We start from the raw sequence: 13071 nt of genomic DNA on the forward strand, positions 1-13071 counted from the left end.
TGGTCCATTTCGGGCCGTTTTTCTTTATTTTCGGTCCGTTCATCCCCAACTTCGGGCGGTTTAACTAAATTTTCGGGCTGTTCGTAACTTCGAGAGCTTTCTATCCGTCCACTTACCCCGCACTCTTAATCTGCTGCAGTTGATACATCTGATAATACTTGCCCCCAAGAGCCAGCAATTCATCATGATTTCCTTTTTCAACGATTCTACCTTTATCTAAAACCAAAATTTGATCAGCATTGCGGATAGTTGATAGTCGATGTGCAATAATAAAGGTCGTTCTTCCTTTTTTCAGCACTTCCATCGCATCTTGAATAATAGATTCAGTCTCCGTATCTATATTGGACGTAGCTTCATCTAAAATTAAGATAGCTGGATTGAAAGCTAGTGCTCTAGCGAAAGAGATTAATTGCCGTTGACCAGATGAAAGGGTGCTTCCCTTTTCAACCACCGGTTCATCAATACCTTTTTCTAAGTTTTTCAGTACCTTATCTGCCCCAACATCCTTTAATGCCTTTTCTACCATTTCTCGAGTAATCCTGGGGTCATTTAAACTAACATTCGAAGCGATGGTTCCCGTAAATAGATAAGGATCCTGAAGCACAATTGCCATATGCTCCCTTACTGCCTGAACGGGAATCTCGTTAATATTTTTCCCATCAATTTTAATGGAACCATTCACACAATCATAGAAACGGAATAAAAGATTCATAATCGAGCTTTTCCCTGAACCAGTATGACCGACCAATGCAATGGTTTCGCCCATTTTGGCATCAAAAGAAATGTCTTTCAACACATCATGATTTTCTTTATATCCAAAGGTAACTTTATCAAAGGTAACATTTCCTTGATAACGATCCATCTTGGTATCATTAACCGGAGTTCCTGTTTCCGCTAATAATTCAAACACTCTTTCCCCTGCTACACGTGCTTGTTCTAAGTTAGCGAACTGATTTACGATCCCCGTAACAGGCTGGAAAAGTCGGTTGATATAATCAACACAGGCATACAATACACCTAAAGAAACGAATGAACCTACACCGACGGAACCTCCACCGAAATACCAAATAAACGCTACAAATGTGATTGTTCTTAAAATCCCTACTAAATTATGAGAAGTTAATGCATTTAAATTAAGCTGCTTATTTTGATATTTAAAATGGGTATTATTCAGTTGTTCAAACTCTTCCTTCATTTGGTCCTCACGTCTGAATGCTTGAATAATATTCATCCCTTGTATCGATTCATTTATAGAAGCGTTAATTTCACTAATTTTTGTCCGAATCACTTGGTTATATTTCGAAGCGTATTTTCGATAAACGATCATCCATACATATAAAATTGGGATTAGAAGTAAACATATAGCTGCAAGTTTTGCATTTAATATAAACAAGGAAATAAAAATCCCTGTGATATAAATCGTACTTGTAAAAAAGTTTGCTAATACAGCGACATAAAGGTCACGAATCGCCTCGGTATCATTCGTAATTCTGGAGACAACTTTACCAGCAGGCAAATTATCAAAATAACGAATCGGCAATCTTTGAATATGTTGAAAAATATCATTGCGCATTTTTTGAATAATCCGGTTTGATGCCTTTTGCAAGTAAAAATGCTGGCCATATTGAAATACAGAAGCTCCTAGCAATAAACTAAAATAAAAGAGTACGAGTTTCATCATTCTCGGAATTTCCGGCTGATAAAATTGGAGCAGCTGATTCGCCTTTATTTTCTCAGCTTGAAAGGTTTTGGATTGATCTCCTTTTTTAATCGTCACCATTCCATTATGATACGTTCTTTTTCCATCGAATGGGATCGATTCATGAATAAAGTAAAAATCCTTACCTATTTGAATAATCCTGACTTCCTTCCCTTTTGCTTCATTCTTTGCAAAATAGGCACTGCGCTTATAGTAATGGCCTTCAAATGGAACAGCATCCTTACCTTTTTTAGCCTCAAACCATGACGATTCGATCCCTAAAATATGGGAGTCGATCATTTTTTTTGCGATAAAAGGTCCTGTTAATTCTGCACCGACTGATAAACCGAGCATAATTAATGCGACTATAATAATCTTTTTAAACGCTAGTGCGTATTGAAATAGTTGCTTTCCCGCTTTCATGATACCACCTCCTCTTCCTTCGATTCTTCCATTTGCTGTCTTAAAAATTGTTCACGATACCAGCCTTCCTGCCCGATTAATTGCTCGTGGGTCCCTTCTTCTGTAATGGCACCATCATCGAGAACAATTATCCAATCAGCATGCTCAACGGCTGATAATCGATGCGTCGTAATAATTGTTGTTTTTCCGCTTCGTTCACCCTGGATATTTTCAATAATTCTTGTTTCTGTTTTTGCATCAACAGCTGATAAGGAATCATCCAAGATAAGAATCTCCGGGTTTTTGATTAAGGCACGGGCAATAGATATCCGCTGCTTTTGGCCACCTGATAATGACACGCCTTTTTCCCCTACAAGTGTTTGCAATCCTTCCGGCAACAGTTCTAAATCTTTACGGAAGGAAGCAAGATCAATCGCTTTCTCAATATCCTCATCATTTCCGTCCGGATGTCCAAACAAAATATTTTCTTTTATCGATCTGGAGAATAGAACATGATCTTGCGGCACATAACCAATCCAATTACGAACCTGTTCTTTCGTTTGCTTCGCAATATCAACATTAGAAATCGAAAAGTCACCAGTACCTTCTTTATACTCACGTAAAAGCTGCTTCACAAACGTCGTTTTTCCACTGCCTGTTTTTCCAACAATCCCTAATGTCTGACCTCTTGCAAATGACAATTGCAAATTGGTTAGGTTTGGAGTACTAGACGATGGATATTGAAATGTATATTGCTTGAACTGGATGTTTTCCGGTGTATCTATTAAAGAAGGCACCTCCGGATTTAAGACATCCTCCTTCTGATTTAATGTTTCCTCTACCCGATCAAGGGAAGCACTTCCGCGTTTCATTAAGTTCATTAATTCCCCAATGGCAAACATTGGCCAAATCATCATACCTAAGTACACATTAAAGGAAACTAAATCTCCCAACGTGATTTGTTGGTGAAAAACAAGGTAAGCACCGTAACCTAATCCAATCAGGTAACTAATCCCTGTTAATATTTTGATGGTCGGATCAAATATAGAATCAATCTTCACTACTTCCATATTCTTTTTATATACGTCTTCCGTCATGTCGCTGAAGAGCTTTTCATCTGCTCTTTCCTGTACATAAGCACGTATAACACGCACACCTGATACAGATTCCAGCACACGATCATTTAAATCTCCGAAGGAATCCTGGGCCTTAATAAAACGCTCATGGATTTTCTTTCCGTAGATCGTGATTAAAACTGCCATAATCGGAAATGGCAAAATAGCTGCGATGGTTAATTTCCAACTCACAAAAATACCCATTGTTAGCAAGATAGTAGCCATAAATATAGTTGAATCTGTAAGAGTTAAAATACCAAATCCCGCTGTTACGGAAATCGCTTTAAGATCATTTGTTGCCCTCGCCATAAGGTCACCAGTACGATTTCGTTCATAAAAAGCCGGTGTCATCTTAAAGAAATGCCCCATAAGACGGGAACGAAGCTTTCGTTCAAGGACAAAGGCACCGCCAAATAATTGATACATCCATACATACGTAATACCGTAAGAGATTACCCCAATTACAATTAAATATAATAAATATCGATAAACACCAGACCATGTTAAACTGCCAATCTGAATATCATCAATTGCCAACCCAACTAATCTAGGCGGTATTACATCCAAAACCCCAACAATAATTAAAAATAGAACTGCTACTAAATAACGTTTCCAATTTTCCTTAAAAAACCACCTTAATTTCCAAATCATAGGTGATCCCCCCTTTCATTTTGTCGAAACATAGATAGAAAGAATAATTGCAAATTGTCCTAATTTCCGGACAAATAAAAAAGGACAGACTGCGCTAGTGGCAGCTGCCCACAAAAAAAGCACAGGAAACGAGACGTATCCTGTTCTTGATTCATAAATGGATATTAATTAAGCAAGCGAAATCGCAAAAGGACAGGTTACGTGAACTATGAAGTTGTTCTTGCTTATATCTTTGTTTAAAAACACATTTACTTTCATCGTAGGTAACCTCCTTTGCTTTTTTTGGTAAATTTAAATTCTTAGTTAGAATATCATCCTCAAAATTATATGTCAATTCCTAATTGAATAAATTTATCAAAAAGTACAAAAGAAAAAATCAAGGCAAACTGCCTTGATTTACAAGCTCATCACTATTTTTTCATTTCTTTCTAAAATACGCTGATTATTTATTTCATACCAATCTAATTCTTGACCAGATAACTCCTCAACATAAATGCTTTTACTCATCTGCTTTAATACATTTAAAAATCGAAGCATGACATCTTGTATAGATAACTCCCTATGAAGCAATTCTGATAGGGATGCCATTACTTCTGGATGAATTGTTGGATAAGTGAATTTAGTTTCTTGATCCTTTTTAGCCAAGTTATAAAATTGCTGAATAAGCTTCGCTCGATCCTGCCCGCTGCCGGACACACATAAATAAATTTGGACCGCTACACCTTTTCGGATTCTTCGTTGCGAAATCCCTGCAAACTTTTTCCCGTTTATACTTAAATCATAGCTACCAGGGCAATAAGACCCTTCAATCTCTCTTGCTTCTATTACTGCATCAAAATCTGAGAACATCTGATTAATCAATCCCCACATTGCATCATAACCGCGATTTATATCAATTCCTTTTTCCGTATCAGGGAATATGAGTGATAGATTTAACACTCCACTATCTAGAACAACTGCTAATCCCCCTGAATTTCGGACAATAAACCGGAACCCTTGTTCTTTTAAATAGGACAAACCGTCTTCTAAAAAAGGAAGCTTCGAATCTTGTATTCCTAACACAACGGTTTGATGATGAACCCAGGACCTTGCAACAGCAGGAGATACACCTGCCCCAACAGAAGTACATAAGGTATCATCCATAGCGAAGGACTGCAAGGCATCGAACATTGGGCCTAAGCTTGATTGATCAATAATTCTCCATTTATCTTGCTTTAATAATGATAGATTTGTTTCCAGCTTTCCTCATCTCTCTTTTCTAATGGCTCTTTTCTTAAACTTTGTTGCTTTTGTAAAAGAAAATCTTATAAACTTCTTCATTCGTCATAAGAATAGGTATCCTTTTTAAGAAAAGATGCCCCGAAGCTAAGTCTAAGTTAGGATTTAAAACAAATTACGAAAAGCAATAATTTATACGAAAACAACCTCTCTAATTAACTATAACCTATATTACAACGCCTGCGCGGCTGTGATAAGAGCTAATTTATACACATCTTCATCATTACACCCACGAGACAGGTCATTTACCGGTGCATTTAATCCTTGTAAAATAGGGCCAACTGCTTCAAAATTGCCTAGTCTTTGTGCAATTTTATACCCAATATTTCCTGCTTCAAGACTCGGAAATATAAATACATTTGCATCCCCATTTAATTCAGAATCCGGTGCTTTTTTCTTCGCAACGGAAGGAACAAAGGCTGCATCAAATTGAAATTCTCCGTCCAATACAAGCTCTGGTGCACGTTCCTTCGCAATCTGAACTGCTTCTGTTACCTTTTCTGTTTCCGGTGACACCGCAGAGCCCTTTGTCGAAAAGCTTAACATTGCTACTCGTGGCACAAGTTCAAACTTCTCTGCTGTTTTCGCACTTTCGATAGCGATTTCTGCTAGATCTTGACTATCTGGTGCAATATTAATGGCACAATCGGCAAACACGTATTTTTCTTCTTCCCGTACCATAATAAAAACTCCGGATGTTTTTTTAACACCTTGCTTTGTTTTAATAATTTGCAAGGCAGGTCGAACAGTATCCGCCGTTGAATGTGCCGCACCGCTCACTAACCCATCCGCATGATTCATGTAAACAAGCATTGTTCCAAAGTAGTTTTCGTCTAAGAGAACTTTTTGCGCTTCTTCTTTTGTTGTTTTACCATTTCTTCTCTCCACAAAGGAAGCTACCATTGCAGAAAATCCTTCATATTGGGAGGGTTCATAAATGACCGCCCCATCTATTTCTAATTGAAGCTCTTTTGCTTTTGCTTCAATTTCACTTTTATTCCCTATTAAGATTGGTGTTAAGATTTTTTCTGAGGAAAGACGACTTACGGCAGATAGTATCCGATCATCCAACCCCTCCGGAAAAACAATTTTCAAATCTCTATTGGAAACTTTATCTTTAAGTGCTGAGAATAAATCAGTCATGTTGATTCCTCCTTTACATCTTATCCTACCCAAACTATAACAAACTTTTTTAAGAAGAATGAATGGTTTTACTTTTAAGTGCAAATGTTTATATTTTGTGAATATAGTGTTTCCTTTTATTGACCGATTTTTAACATTTACGTGTTGGATTTTTTATGAATGGAAAAACTATGCTATAGTTAATTTAGATTAAAAAATTAGAGGTGATTTAAATGAGTGAAGCAGCTCAAACATTAGATGGCTGGTATTCCCTACACGATTTAAGAGCAATGAATTGGCCGGCTTGGAAGGCACTTTCAAGTGATCAACGCCAAACGGCTATTTATGAATTCCAACAATTTTTAAATAAATTAAACCAAACGCAAAGTGATAAGCAAGGAAGTCACGCTTTATATACGATTGTTGGTCAAAAAGCTGATTTTATTCTTTGGATGCTTCGTCCAACAATGGAAGAATTAAATGAACTGGAAAATGAGTTTAATAAGCTTACTATAGCGGAATATACCATTCCGACATATTCCTATGTGTCTGTTGTTGAATTAAGCAATTATGTCGGTGGTGGAAACCCTGATGAGGATCCATATGAAAATCCTTATGTGAAATCAAGATTATATCCTGAGCTTCCAAAATCGAAGTATATTTGCTTCTATCCAATGGACAAGCGTCGTGATGGAAATGATAACTGGTATATGCTTTCCATGGATGAACGTCGTGAAATGATGCGCAGTCACGGAATGATTGGTCGTAAATATGCTGGAAAAGTGAAGCAAATTATAACTGGTTCTGTCGGTTTTGATGATTATGAATGGGGTGTAACCTTATTTTCCGATGATGTTCTTCAATTCAAAAAGCTTGTCTATGAAATGCGCTTTGATGAAGTAAGTGCACGGTACGGAGAATTCGGTTCCTTCTTTGTTGGAAATCTGTTAGAAGAAGATAAAATTGCGAAGTTTTTGCATGTGAATTAATTAATATCCCCCTAAAATAACATTTTAGGGGGATATTTTTTTGAAGAGTAAATAATCCTCTCAAAATTTCTTTGCATATCCTCATATTGACTCACATAAATATGAAATAGTGAAAATATCAAATATAACCTTTCACCATTCATTCCAGTATTGCCCCTTTAAAAAGAAGTGTTCTAACTGACAGAGAACCGCTGGAAAGGTGTTTCTTGTAAAGAGTACTTGCTTCAAATAATTTTTATCCTGTACATTTATTTTCCACTCGCTGCTAAAAAGATTGTTACTTATGCTTAAAAGAAATTTTCAGGAAGTATCAAGGAGGGAGAACTTTGTCAAATTCCTATGTCAATCCAAATGCATATGGTTATCCTTATCGGCAAACATCACAACCACCCTATTATGGAGGAAACATGCCACAATATGGGACGCCGCCTTTGACTGCCAGCAGCCCCACAGCGCAAGGACCTAATGTGCCGGGAATGTTGCCTTCAGAACAATCCTACATCGAAAATATTTTACGTTTGAACAAAGGAAAATTAATTCATCTTTATGCCACATTCGAGAATAAAAGAGAAAAGCAATTTACGGGAATTATCGAAGCTGCCGGCCGAGATCATGTAATTATCAGTGATCCGCAAACAGGTGAACGTAACCTTATTCCAATGGTGTATGTAGATTATATAACGTTCACAGAAGAAGTTGAGTATGAGTATCCTTTCGGCGCTTCTCCACAAATGGCAACATATCCATCGAGATAGCTATTAAAAGAAACAACCCTTTCAAGTGAATGGGTTGTTTCTTTCTTACAAATATTTTGCTGCTGCGATGGTTAACAATACCCATGAGACGAGAAATGCTACACCACCAAAAGGTGTAATGGCTCCTATTATGCTTATTCTTGTAACACTTAATATGTATAAACTTCCGGAAAATAATATAATTCCAATAAACATCAGCCAGCCTGACCAAGACATAAGAGAGGAAGAGTGGATATAGCGTGATATGATTCCAACTGCAATTAATCCAAGTGCATGAAACATTTGATACGTTACACCTGTTTTCCAAACCTCTAAATATTTCTCCGGAATTTTCCCTTCCAATCCGTGTGCTCCGAACGCACCTAATGCAACCGCTAAAAAGGCATTAATAGCTCCAATTATTACAAAGACTTTCATAAAAACACTCCTTTATTTTGTCTAGCTCACAGCCTATCGACTAGCAAACTTCCTGTCTCCTCCCTGCGATAAGCGGGCATCGACTCGTTCCTCGGAGTGAAATTTGCACTTCAATTTCAACAGTTTGTACGTCGATGAACAGGCGTTTTCGCTTTTCTACTTATCGATTCACTCTCCATCATTTTAAGAAAAACTTACTTAAAAATCAAAAATAGAATCTCCATTTGACCCATCTTCTGTTTTTAATGGCTGTGATTTTTCATATGTTAAGGATGTACTGGAAGGTTGACTTATAGTCTGAGTTTGTACTATTGTACTTGTCGATTCCTGCTCTAAAATTAGCTCGCATAATGTCTTAATCGTATACACATACTGCTTTTGCATATTCGTATCATTAATTTGTTTTGCTTTCATAACTTCATCTTCTATTTTTTTTAGAAGAGATTGATTTGTGATTGTCACCTTTATTAGCTCCTTACCTTTATATTATTTTCATATTAACACAATCCGTATTCACTCACTAAATTCGACATGTTTCACGTGAAACTTGTCGAATTATCTAAACCATTCCAAAACTTATATGTTTATCAATGATGGAAAACGGTTATATACATAATAATTCGAGGTGACAAGCACCTCACCAAGGAGGAGATTTTATGTATACTGTAAAAGTTGCTGAAAACGGACTTTCCGCATCCAATCTAGTGAGTGAATTGCAAAACCAAGGATTCCTAAGGGAAGATGTATATATTTTCACACATGAGAAAGGCCGTTCAAAGGATTTAACAGATGCTACTGAAACAGGAAGCATAGGAATAGAGGAACAAGGAATCTTAGATTCTATTGGAAATGTGTTCAAAAAACGTGGAGACGAACTTCGTTCCAAAATGCAGTCCCTTGGTCTTAGTAAGATGGAGGCGGAAAAGTATGAGGAAGTTCTAGATGAAGGAAAACTGGTTGTCATTGCTTCACAATATCACCTAGATGAACCTCCCTATACAATTCTTTAAACAAAGAGGTCCTTTTAAAGGACCTCTTTCTATTATCCTATTAAAGAGTGATAAATCTTCCTTGCTATCGCCACATCGCTTGTACCGTGAATTAATGCTCTCCCATCTTTAAACAGAACCATACGATGGTTATCTTTATTTACTGACACGAGATAAGGATTCCAGCTAACTTCATACCCAGCCTTTTTCCATTGTGCTGCTAGTACTTCTACCGAAATATCTGTAGATCGTGCTGGCCTAATTTGAACGGTATTTCTTCCACATAATACTGCTGATTTTGTGGTAGTTTCATGATTTAGATATGGAAAGTTTCTGTTGTCTCCACATGTAAAGCAATCGGGATTTTTGGATGCATCTGCTTTAATGGATAGGGTTTGATTATGCCACAAATCGAAGGTTATATAGGTATTACTTAATGCCTCAAATTTTTCAGTCAGGATTTTTAATGCTTCAGCTGTTTGATAAGCCGTAACCATTTGAACCGTCGGGGCAATAATGCCAACCGTGTCGCAAGTTTGCCCTTGCATAGGGAGTTTCCTCAACAAACATTGTAAACACGGAGTCCTTCCAGGAATTATGGTAAAAGTTGATCCAAAGCTACCAACACAAGAACCAAAGATCCAAGGGATATGAAATTTATGAGAGATATCATTTAGGATAAATCGTGTGTCAAAATTGTCGGTTCCATCCATAATGAGGTCAATATCTGAAGTTAAATTTTCTATTAAAGCCACATCTGCTTCTCCTACGATGGAACGTACATCAACATCTCTATTAACCTCTATAAGTCTCCTTTTTGCCGCTTCAGCTTTTGGCATTCGGTCTAACGCATCATTTTCAGTGTATAATAGCTGACGCTGTAAATTACTCTCTTCCACATAATCTCGGTCAATGATAGTTAGTTTTCCAACACCTGCTCTTGCCAATATTTCCGCAATAGTAGATCCTAATGCACCCATCCCAACAATTAAAACATGCTTTCCCCTTATTTTTCTCTGTCCATTCTCTCCGATTGGCGAAAACAATGTTTGCCGTGAATATCTGTCCATTGAAGTTCTTCCCTTCACGATATTTTCAGCCCCCACTAACAGGTGGGATTAATGCGATGACATCCCCGTAACGGATAATTTCTTTGTCGATTACGAATTCTTCATTAATGGCAACCATTACGCTATCTATTTCATCGAAAGAATAGGTTTCCTTTAAAACACTTTTTAATTCATTTACGGATTTACCTTCTATATCAATATGTATTTCTGACTTTCCGGCTTGATCACGTAGCTGTGCAAATAGTAATACTTTAATCATGGAGTTCCTCCTTCCCTGGCTCTCCGTTCGCAAAATTCTTTGTCCCTAATTGGTTACCAACCCACTCTTCCCCATCTTCCCAATGTTCTTTTTTCCAGATAGGGACCATTTCCTTTATTCGTTCAATTGCATATCGATTTGCTTCATAGCTTTCGGCACGATGGGGAGTGGAGACAGCAATTACCACCGCTATGTCCGTAATCTCTAATCTGCCGATACGATGCGTAATCGCAGTCTTCGTACCCGGCCATTTTTCAGTGATTTCATTTCCAATTTGCTCAAGTTTTTTAAGCGCCATCGATTCATATGCTTCATACTCTAGATACAATGTACGCCTACCATATGTAAGCTCACGAACTGTCCCAATAAAAGTAGTGATAGCCCCAGCTTCTCTTTGTACAACCTTTTGTACCACATTTTCTATATTTATAGGAGCCTTTGTAATTTCGTAATTCATCTTGTCACCTCTATGACTTGCTTCGTTTTCTGTATAAAAAATTAATTGTTAGTATAAGCCTTTATGACGTATGGAATAATAGCGCAGAAAAAGTAAATTGGCTAACATTAACATCCTTAGCCAACAAGCAATTGCTTATGAATGTTTTTTATACAGTTCCAATGCTTTCTGATAGTCCTCCATAGTATTCATGTTCCATAAGCAATATTCCCACTCGTACCTTAAATCTTCTGGAATATCGTTTTTTTCTACTATTTTAGCATTCACTTCATTTATAAGATGTGACATTTTTCTCTTTCCCTTTAAGAGATTTTCTTTTATAACCGGTTGAATTCTTTTATGGTAAGCTCCAAATAGAGGATGAACTCTTCCTTCGTGTGAAGGAATAACAGCATCCACCCTGCTATTCTTTAACTCTCCTATTAAAAATTCTCCTATTTTCGGTGAAGCGAAAGGCATGTCACAGGCGATAAATAAACAAAAATCTTCATCAGTTGCATCTATTCCTGTATAAATACCTGCCAAAGGACCATCACCTTTAAATTCCTTCACATCTGAAAAAATAGGAATCTCGAGAAATTGATAAATTTCAGGTTCATTCGAAATGATGAACATCTCTTCTGAAATAGGAGTAAATTTCTCTACAATTCTTTTAATGATGCTTTTCCCACCTAAAGAAAGTAATGCTTTATTCTTTCCCATTCTGCTCGATTTTCCACCAGCCAAAATAACTGTCTTCATATTTATTTTTTCCCTTCCGCCGGAGCAACCAATTCCACCTTAATACGATCCGGATCCTCAAAATACAAGGCATAGTGGGATGGTCCGCCAGCAAATGGGTGCCGATCTGAGTAAAGAATCTGTATTCCCCTCTCTTTAAGCTCCAAAGTGATGTCATCGACCTGTTGTCTTGATTTTGCCCAAAACGCTAAATGATTCAACCCTACTCTACAGCGATGATAAGGGATATCCAAATACTTTTCATCAGCTTGAACAAATACTATATATGTGGATTCATCCTTCCAACTAATCCCCTTGTCCCACTTTTGATAGACCTGGTAATCTAATTTTGTTAAAAACCAATCCCAAAATTTTATTGTTTCATTGAGATCAGATACATATATTTCGATATGATGCAGCATATTTTATTTCTCCTTTTTTAATTAACTATTACTTATTTCTATATTGCGGAGAATAGTCCCTTCCTTTCATTTAACTTTTCCGAGTTTCAAGTTGGTGATTTTGTAGAAATCGACATTTTATTTGTGCTTCAGTCGGTATTGTTACCCTATTTCTACTACATGTATTGTTTTCGGGCACAATACTTTTTCTATTGTTCCTACTTCTCTTTTTCGGTCTTGTTTTCGGGAACAATACTTCTACTATTGTTCCCGCTTCTCCTTCTAGGGCTTGTTTTTGGGAACGATTCCTTTACTATTGTGACCGGGTTACTGATTCCGACCTGATTTTGGGCACAATACTTCTTCTATTGTTCCCACTTTACTGTCATGGGCATTTCTCTGCGTACAATTTCATCCTTCATGATGGGCATTCCGATTTCAACACTAATCTATAACTAAAAATAGCTTAGCACCATACTAAGTAGTTCGGTTGTGAAGTAGAAAAACTGAATTCACAAAGTCAATATCAAGCTAAATCGCATACTTTTTAGATAATTGAATTACACAGAAAAACGCAGAGGTTTTAGCATCCTCTGCGTTTTTTATAATCAAATGACCAGTTGTTCAACTAACGCAAAGACAAATCAATTTTTGCCAAAGAACTTCATTGCTAAAAACTTCACTTATTTTTAAATAAGATATGATGTCCTTAAACAAGTAACCAGCAAAAGGAAAATAAGCGGAGAT

General features: G+C 37.0%; 14 protein-coding genes. 3 read left to right on the plus strand and 11 right to left on the minus strand.

Annotated elements, in window-relative coordinates:
• Nucleotides 1-112 precede the first annotated feature (112 nt).
• The 4 genes from AC3WJF_RS10685 to pta all read right to left on the minus strand — a co-directional run bounded on the left by AC3WJF_RS10685 (nt 113) and on the right by pta (nt 6288).
• Nucleotides 113-2122 (minus strand): ABC transporter ATP-binding protein, encoded by a 2010-nt coding sequence (locus tag AC3WJF_RS10685; RefSeq protein WP_492451937.1) that lies wholly within the window; start codon nt 2120-2122, stop codon nt 113-115.
• On the minus strand, nt 2119-3867 hold the full coding sequence (locus AC3WJF_RS10690; protein ID WP_492451939.1) for an ABC transporter ATP-binding protein: 1749 nt from the start codon (nt 3865-3867) through the stop codon (nt 2119-2121). The genes AC3WJF_RS10685 and AC3WJF_RS10690 overlap by 4 nt, the downstream gene beginning before the upstream one ends.
• A gap of 396 nt (nt 3868-4263) precedes the next feature.
• Entirely contained in the window at nt 4264-5106 is an 843-nt protein-coding gene (lipL, locus tag AC3WJF_RS10695) for an octanoyl-[GcvH]:protein N-octanoyltransferase (RefSeq protein WP_492451971.1), read from the minus strand.
• 210 nt (nt 5107-5316) lie between these two features.
• On the minus strand, nt 5317-6288 hold the full coding sequence (pta, locus tag AC3WJF_RS10700) for a phosphate acetyltransferase (protein WP_492451941.1): 972 nt from the start codon (nt 6286-6288) through the stop codon (nt 5317-5319).
• Nucleotides 6289-6500: 212 nt separating this feature from the next.
• On the opposite strand from pta, the gene hemQ reads away from it, so the two are divergent.
• Nucleotides 6501-7256: a hydrogen peroxide-dependent heme synthase gene (gene hemQ, locus AC3WJF_RS10705; RefSeq protein ID WP_492451943.1), complete on the plus strand. Its 756-nt coding sequence runs from the start codon at nt 6501-6503 to the stop codon at nt 7254-7256.
• A gap of 326 nt (nt 7257-7582) precedes the next feature.
• Nucleotides 7583-8011 carry a spore coat protein GerQ gene (gene gerQ, locus AC3WJF_RS10710; RefSeq protein ID WP_492451945.1) on the plus strand — a complete coding sequence of 143 codons (429 nt, stop codon included), beginning with the start codon at nt 7583-7585 and terminating at the stop codon, nt 8009-8011.
• 45 nt (nt 8012-8056) lie between these two features.
• Here gerQ and AC3WJF_RS10715 read toward each other — a convergent pair whose 3' ends face one another.
• Nucleotides 8057-8428 (minus strand): DUF423 domain-containing protein, encoded by a 372-nt coding sequence (locus tag AC3WJF_RS10715; protein WP_492451947.1) that lies wholly within the window; start codon nt 8426-8428, stop codon nt 8057-8059.
• A 198-nt stretch (nt 8429-8626) separates the two neighbouring features.
• The gene (locus AC3WJF_RS10720; protein ID WP_492451949.1) at nt 8627-8890 is read right to left on the minus strand and encodes a YwdI family protein; all 264 of its coding nucleotides are present in this window, start codon (nt 8888-8890) and stop codon (nt 8627-8629) included.
• 194 nt (nt 8891-9084) lie between these two features.
• On the opposite strand from AC3WJF_RS10720, the gene AC3WJF_RS10725 reads away from it, so the two are divergent.
• Nucleotides 9085-9438 carry a YflT domain-containing protein gene (locus tag AC3WJF_RS10725; protein ID WP_492451951.1) on the plus strand — a complete coding sequence of 118 codons (354 nt, stop codon included), beginning with the start codon at nt 9085-9087 and terminating at the stop codon, nt 9436-9438.
• A gap of 32 nt (nt 9439-9470) precedes the next feature.
• On the opposite strand, the gene AC3WJF_RS10730 is transcribed toward AC3WJF_RS10725, so the two are convergent.
• The 5 genes from AC3WJF_RS10730 to AC3WJF_RS10750 all read right to left on the minus strand — a co-directional run bounded on the left by AC3WJF_RS10730 (nt 9471) and on the right by AC3WJF_RS10750 (nt 12345).
• Nucleotides 9471-10487 carry a ThiF family adenylyltransferase gene (locus tag AC3WJF_RS10730; protein ID WP_492451953.1) on the minus strand — a complete coding sequence of 339 codons (1017 nt, stop codon included), beginning with the start codon at nt 10485-10487 and terminating at the stop codon, nt 9471-9473.
• A gap of 25 nt (nt 10488-10512) precedes the next feature.
• Nucleotides 10513-10746 (minus strand): molybdopterin converting factor subunit 1, encoded by a 234-nt coding sequence (moaD, locus tag AC3WJF_RS10735; RefSeq protein WP_492451955.1) that lies wholly within the window; start codon nt 10744-10746, stop codon nt 10513-10515.
• Nucleotides 10739-11203 carry a molybdenum cofactor biosynthesis protein MoaE gene (locus AC3WJF_RS10740; protein WP_492451957.1) on the minus strand — a complete coding sequence of 155 codons (465 nt, stop codon included), beginning with the start codon at nt 11201-11203 and terminating at the stop codon, nt 10739-10741. The genes moaD and AC3WJF_RS10740 overlap by 8 nt, the downstream gene beginning before the upstream one ends.
• Nucleotides 11204-11338: 135 nt before the next feature.
• Entirely contained in the window at nt 11339-11944 is a 606-nt protein-coding gene (gene mobA, locus AC3WJF_RS10745) for a molybdenum cofactor guanylyltransferase (RefSeq protein ID WP_492451959.1), read from the minus strand.
• Nucleotides 11945-11946: 2 nt separating this feature from the next.
• Nucleotides 11947-12345, minus strand: a complete 399-nt coding sequence (locus tag AC3WJF_RS10750; protein ID WP_492451961.1) for a VOC family protein — start codon at nt 12343-12345, stop codon at nt 11947-11949.
• Between the last annotated feature and the right edge of the window lie 726 nt (nt 12346-13071).

Source organism: Heyndrickxia sp. FW510-T9, from assembly GCF_058781025.1.

Excerpts from the sequence above, each read along its gene's own strand:
- AC3WJF_RS10685 (WP_492451937.1), bottom strand. The coding sequence starts at position 2,122 with ATGAAAGCGGGAAAGCAACTATTTCAATACGCACTAGCGTTTAAAAAG.
- AC3WJF_RS10690 (WP_492451939.1), bottom strand. The coding sequence starts at position 3,867 with ATGATTTGGAAATTAAGGTGGTTTTTTAAGGAAAATTGGAAACGTTAT.
- pta (WP_492451941.1), bottom strand. The coding sequence starts at position 6,288 with ATGACTGATTTATTCTCAGCACTTAAAGATAAAGTTTCCAATAGAGAT.
- hemQ (WP_492451943.1), top strand. The coding sequence starts at position 6,501 with ATGAGTGAAGCAGCTCAAACATTAGATGGCTGGTATTCCCTACACGAT.
- AC3WJF_RS10715 (WP_492451947.1), bottom strand. The coding sequence starts at position 8,428 with ATGAAAGTCTTTGTAATAATTGGAGCTATTAATGCCTTTTTAGCGGTT.
- AC3WJF_RS10725 (WP_492451951.1), top strand. The coding sequence starts at position 9,085 with ATGTATACTGTAAAAGTTGCTGAAAACGGACTTTCCGCATCCAATCTA.
- AC3WJF_RS10730 (WP_492451953.1), bottom strand. The coding sequence starts at position 10,487 with ATGGACAGATATTCACGGCAAACATTGTTTTCGCCAATCGGAGAGAAT.
- moaD (WP_492451955.1), bottom strand. The coding sequence starts at position 10,746 with ATGATTAAAGTATTACTATTTGCACAGCTACGTGATCAAGCCGGAAAG.
- AC3WJF_RS10740 (WP_492451957.1), bottom strand. The coding sequence starts at position 11,203 with ATGAATTACGAAATTACAAAGGCTCCTATAAATATAGAAAATGTGGTA.
- mobA (WP_492451959.1), bottom strand. The coding sequence starts at position 11,944 with ATGAAGACAGTTATTTTGGCTGGTGGAAAATCGAGCAGAATGGGAAAG.
- AC3WJF_RS10750 (WP_492451961.1), bottom strand. The coding sequence starts at position 12,345 with ATGCTGCATCATATCGAAATATATGTATCTGATCTCAATGAAACAATA.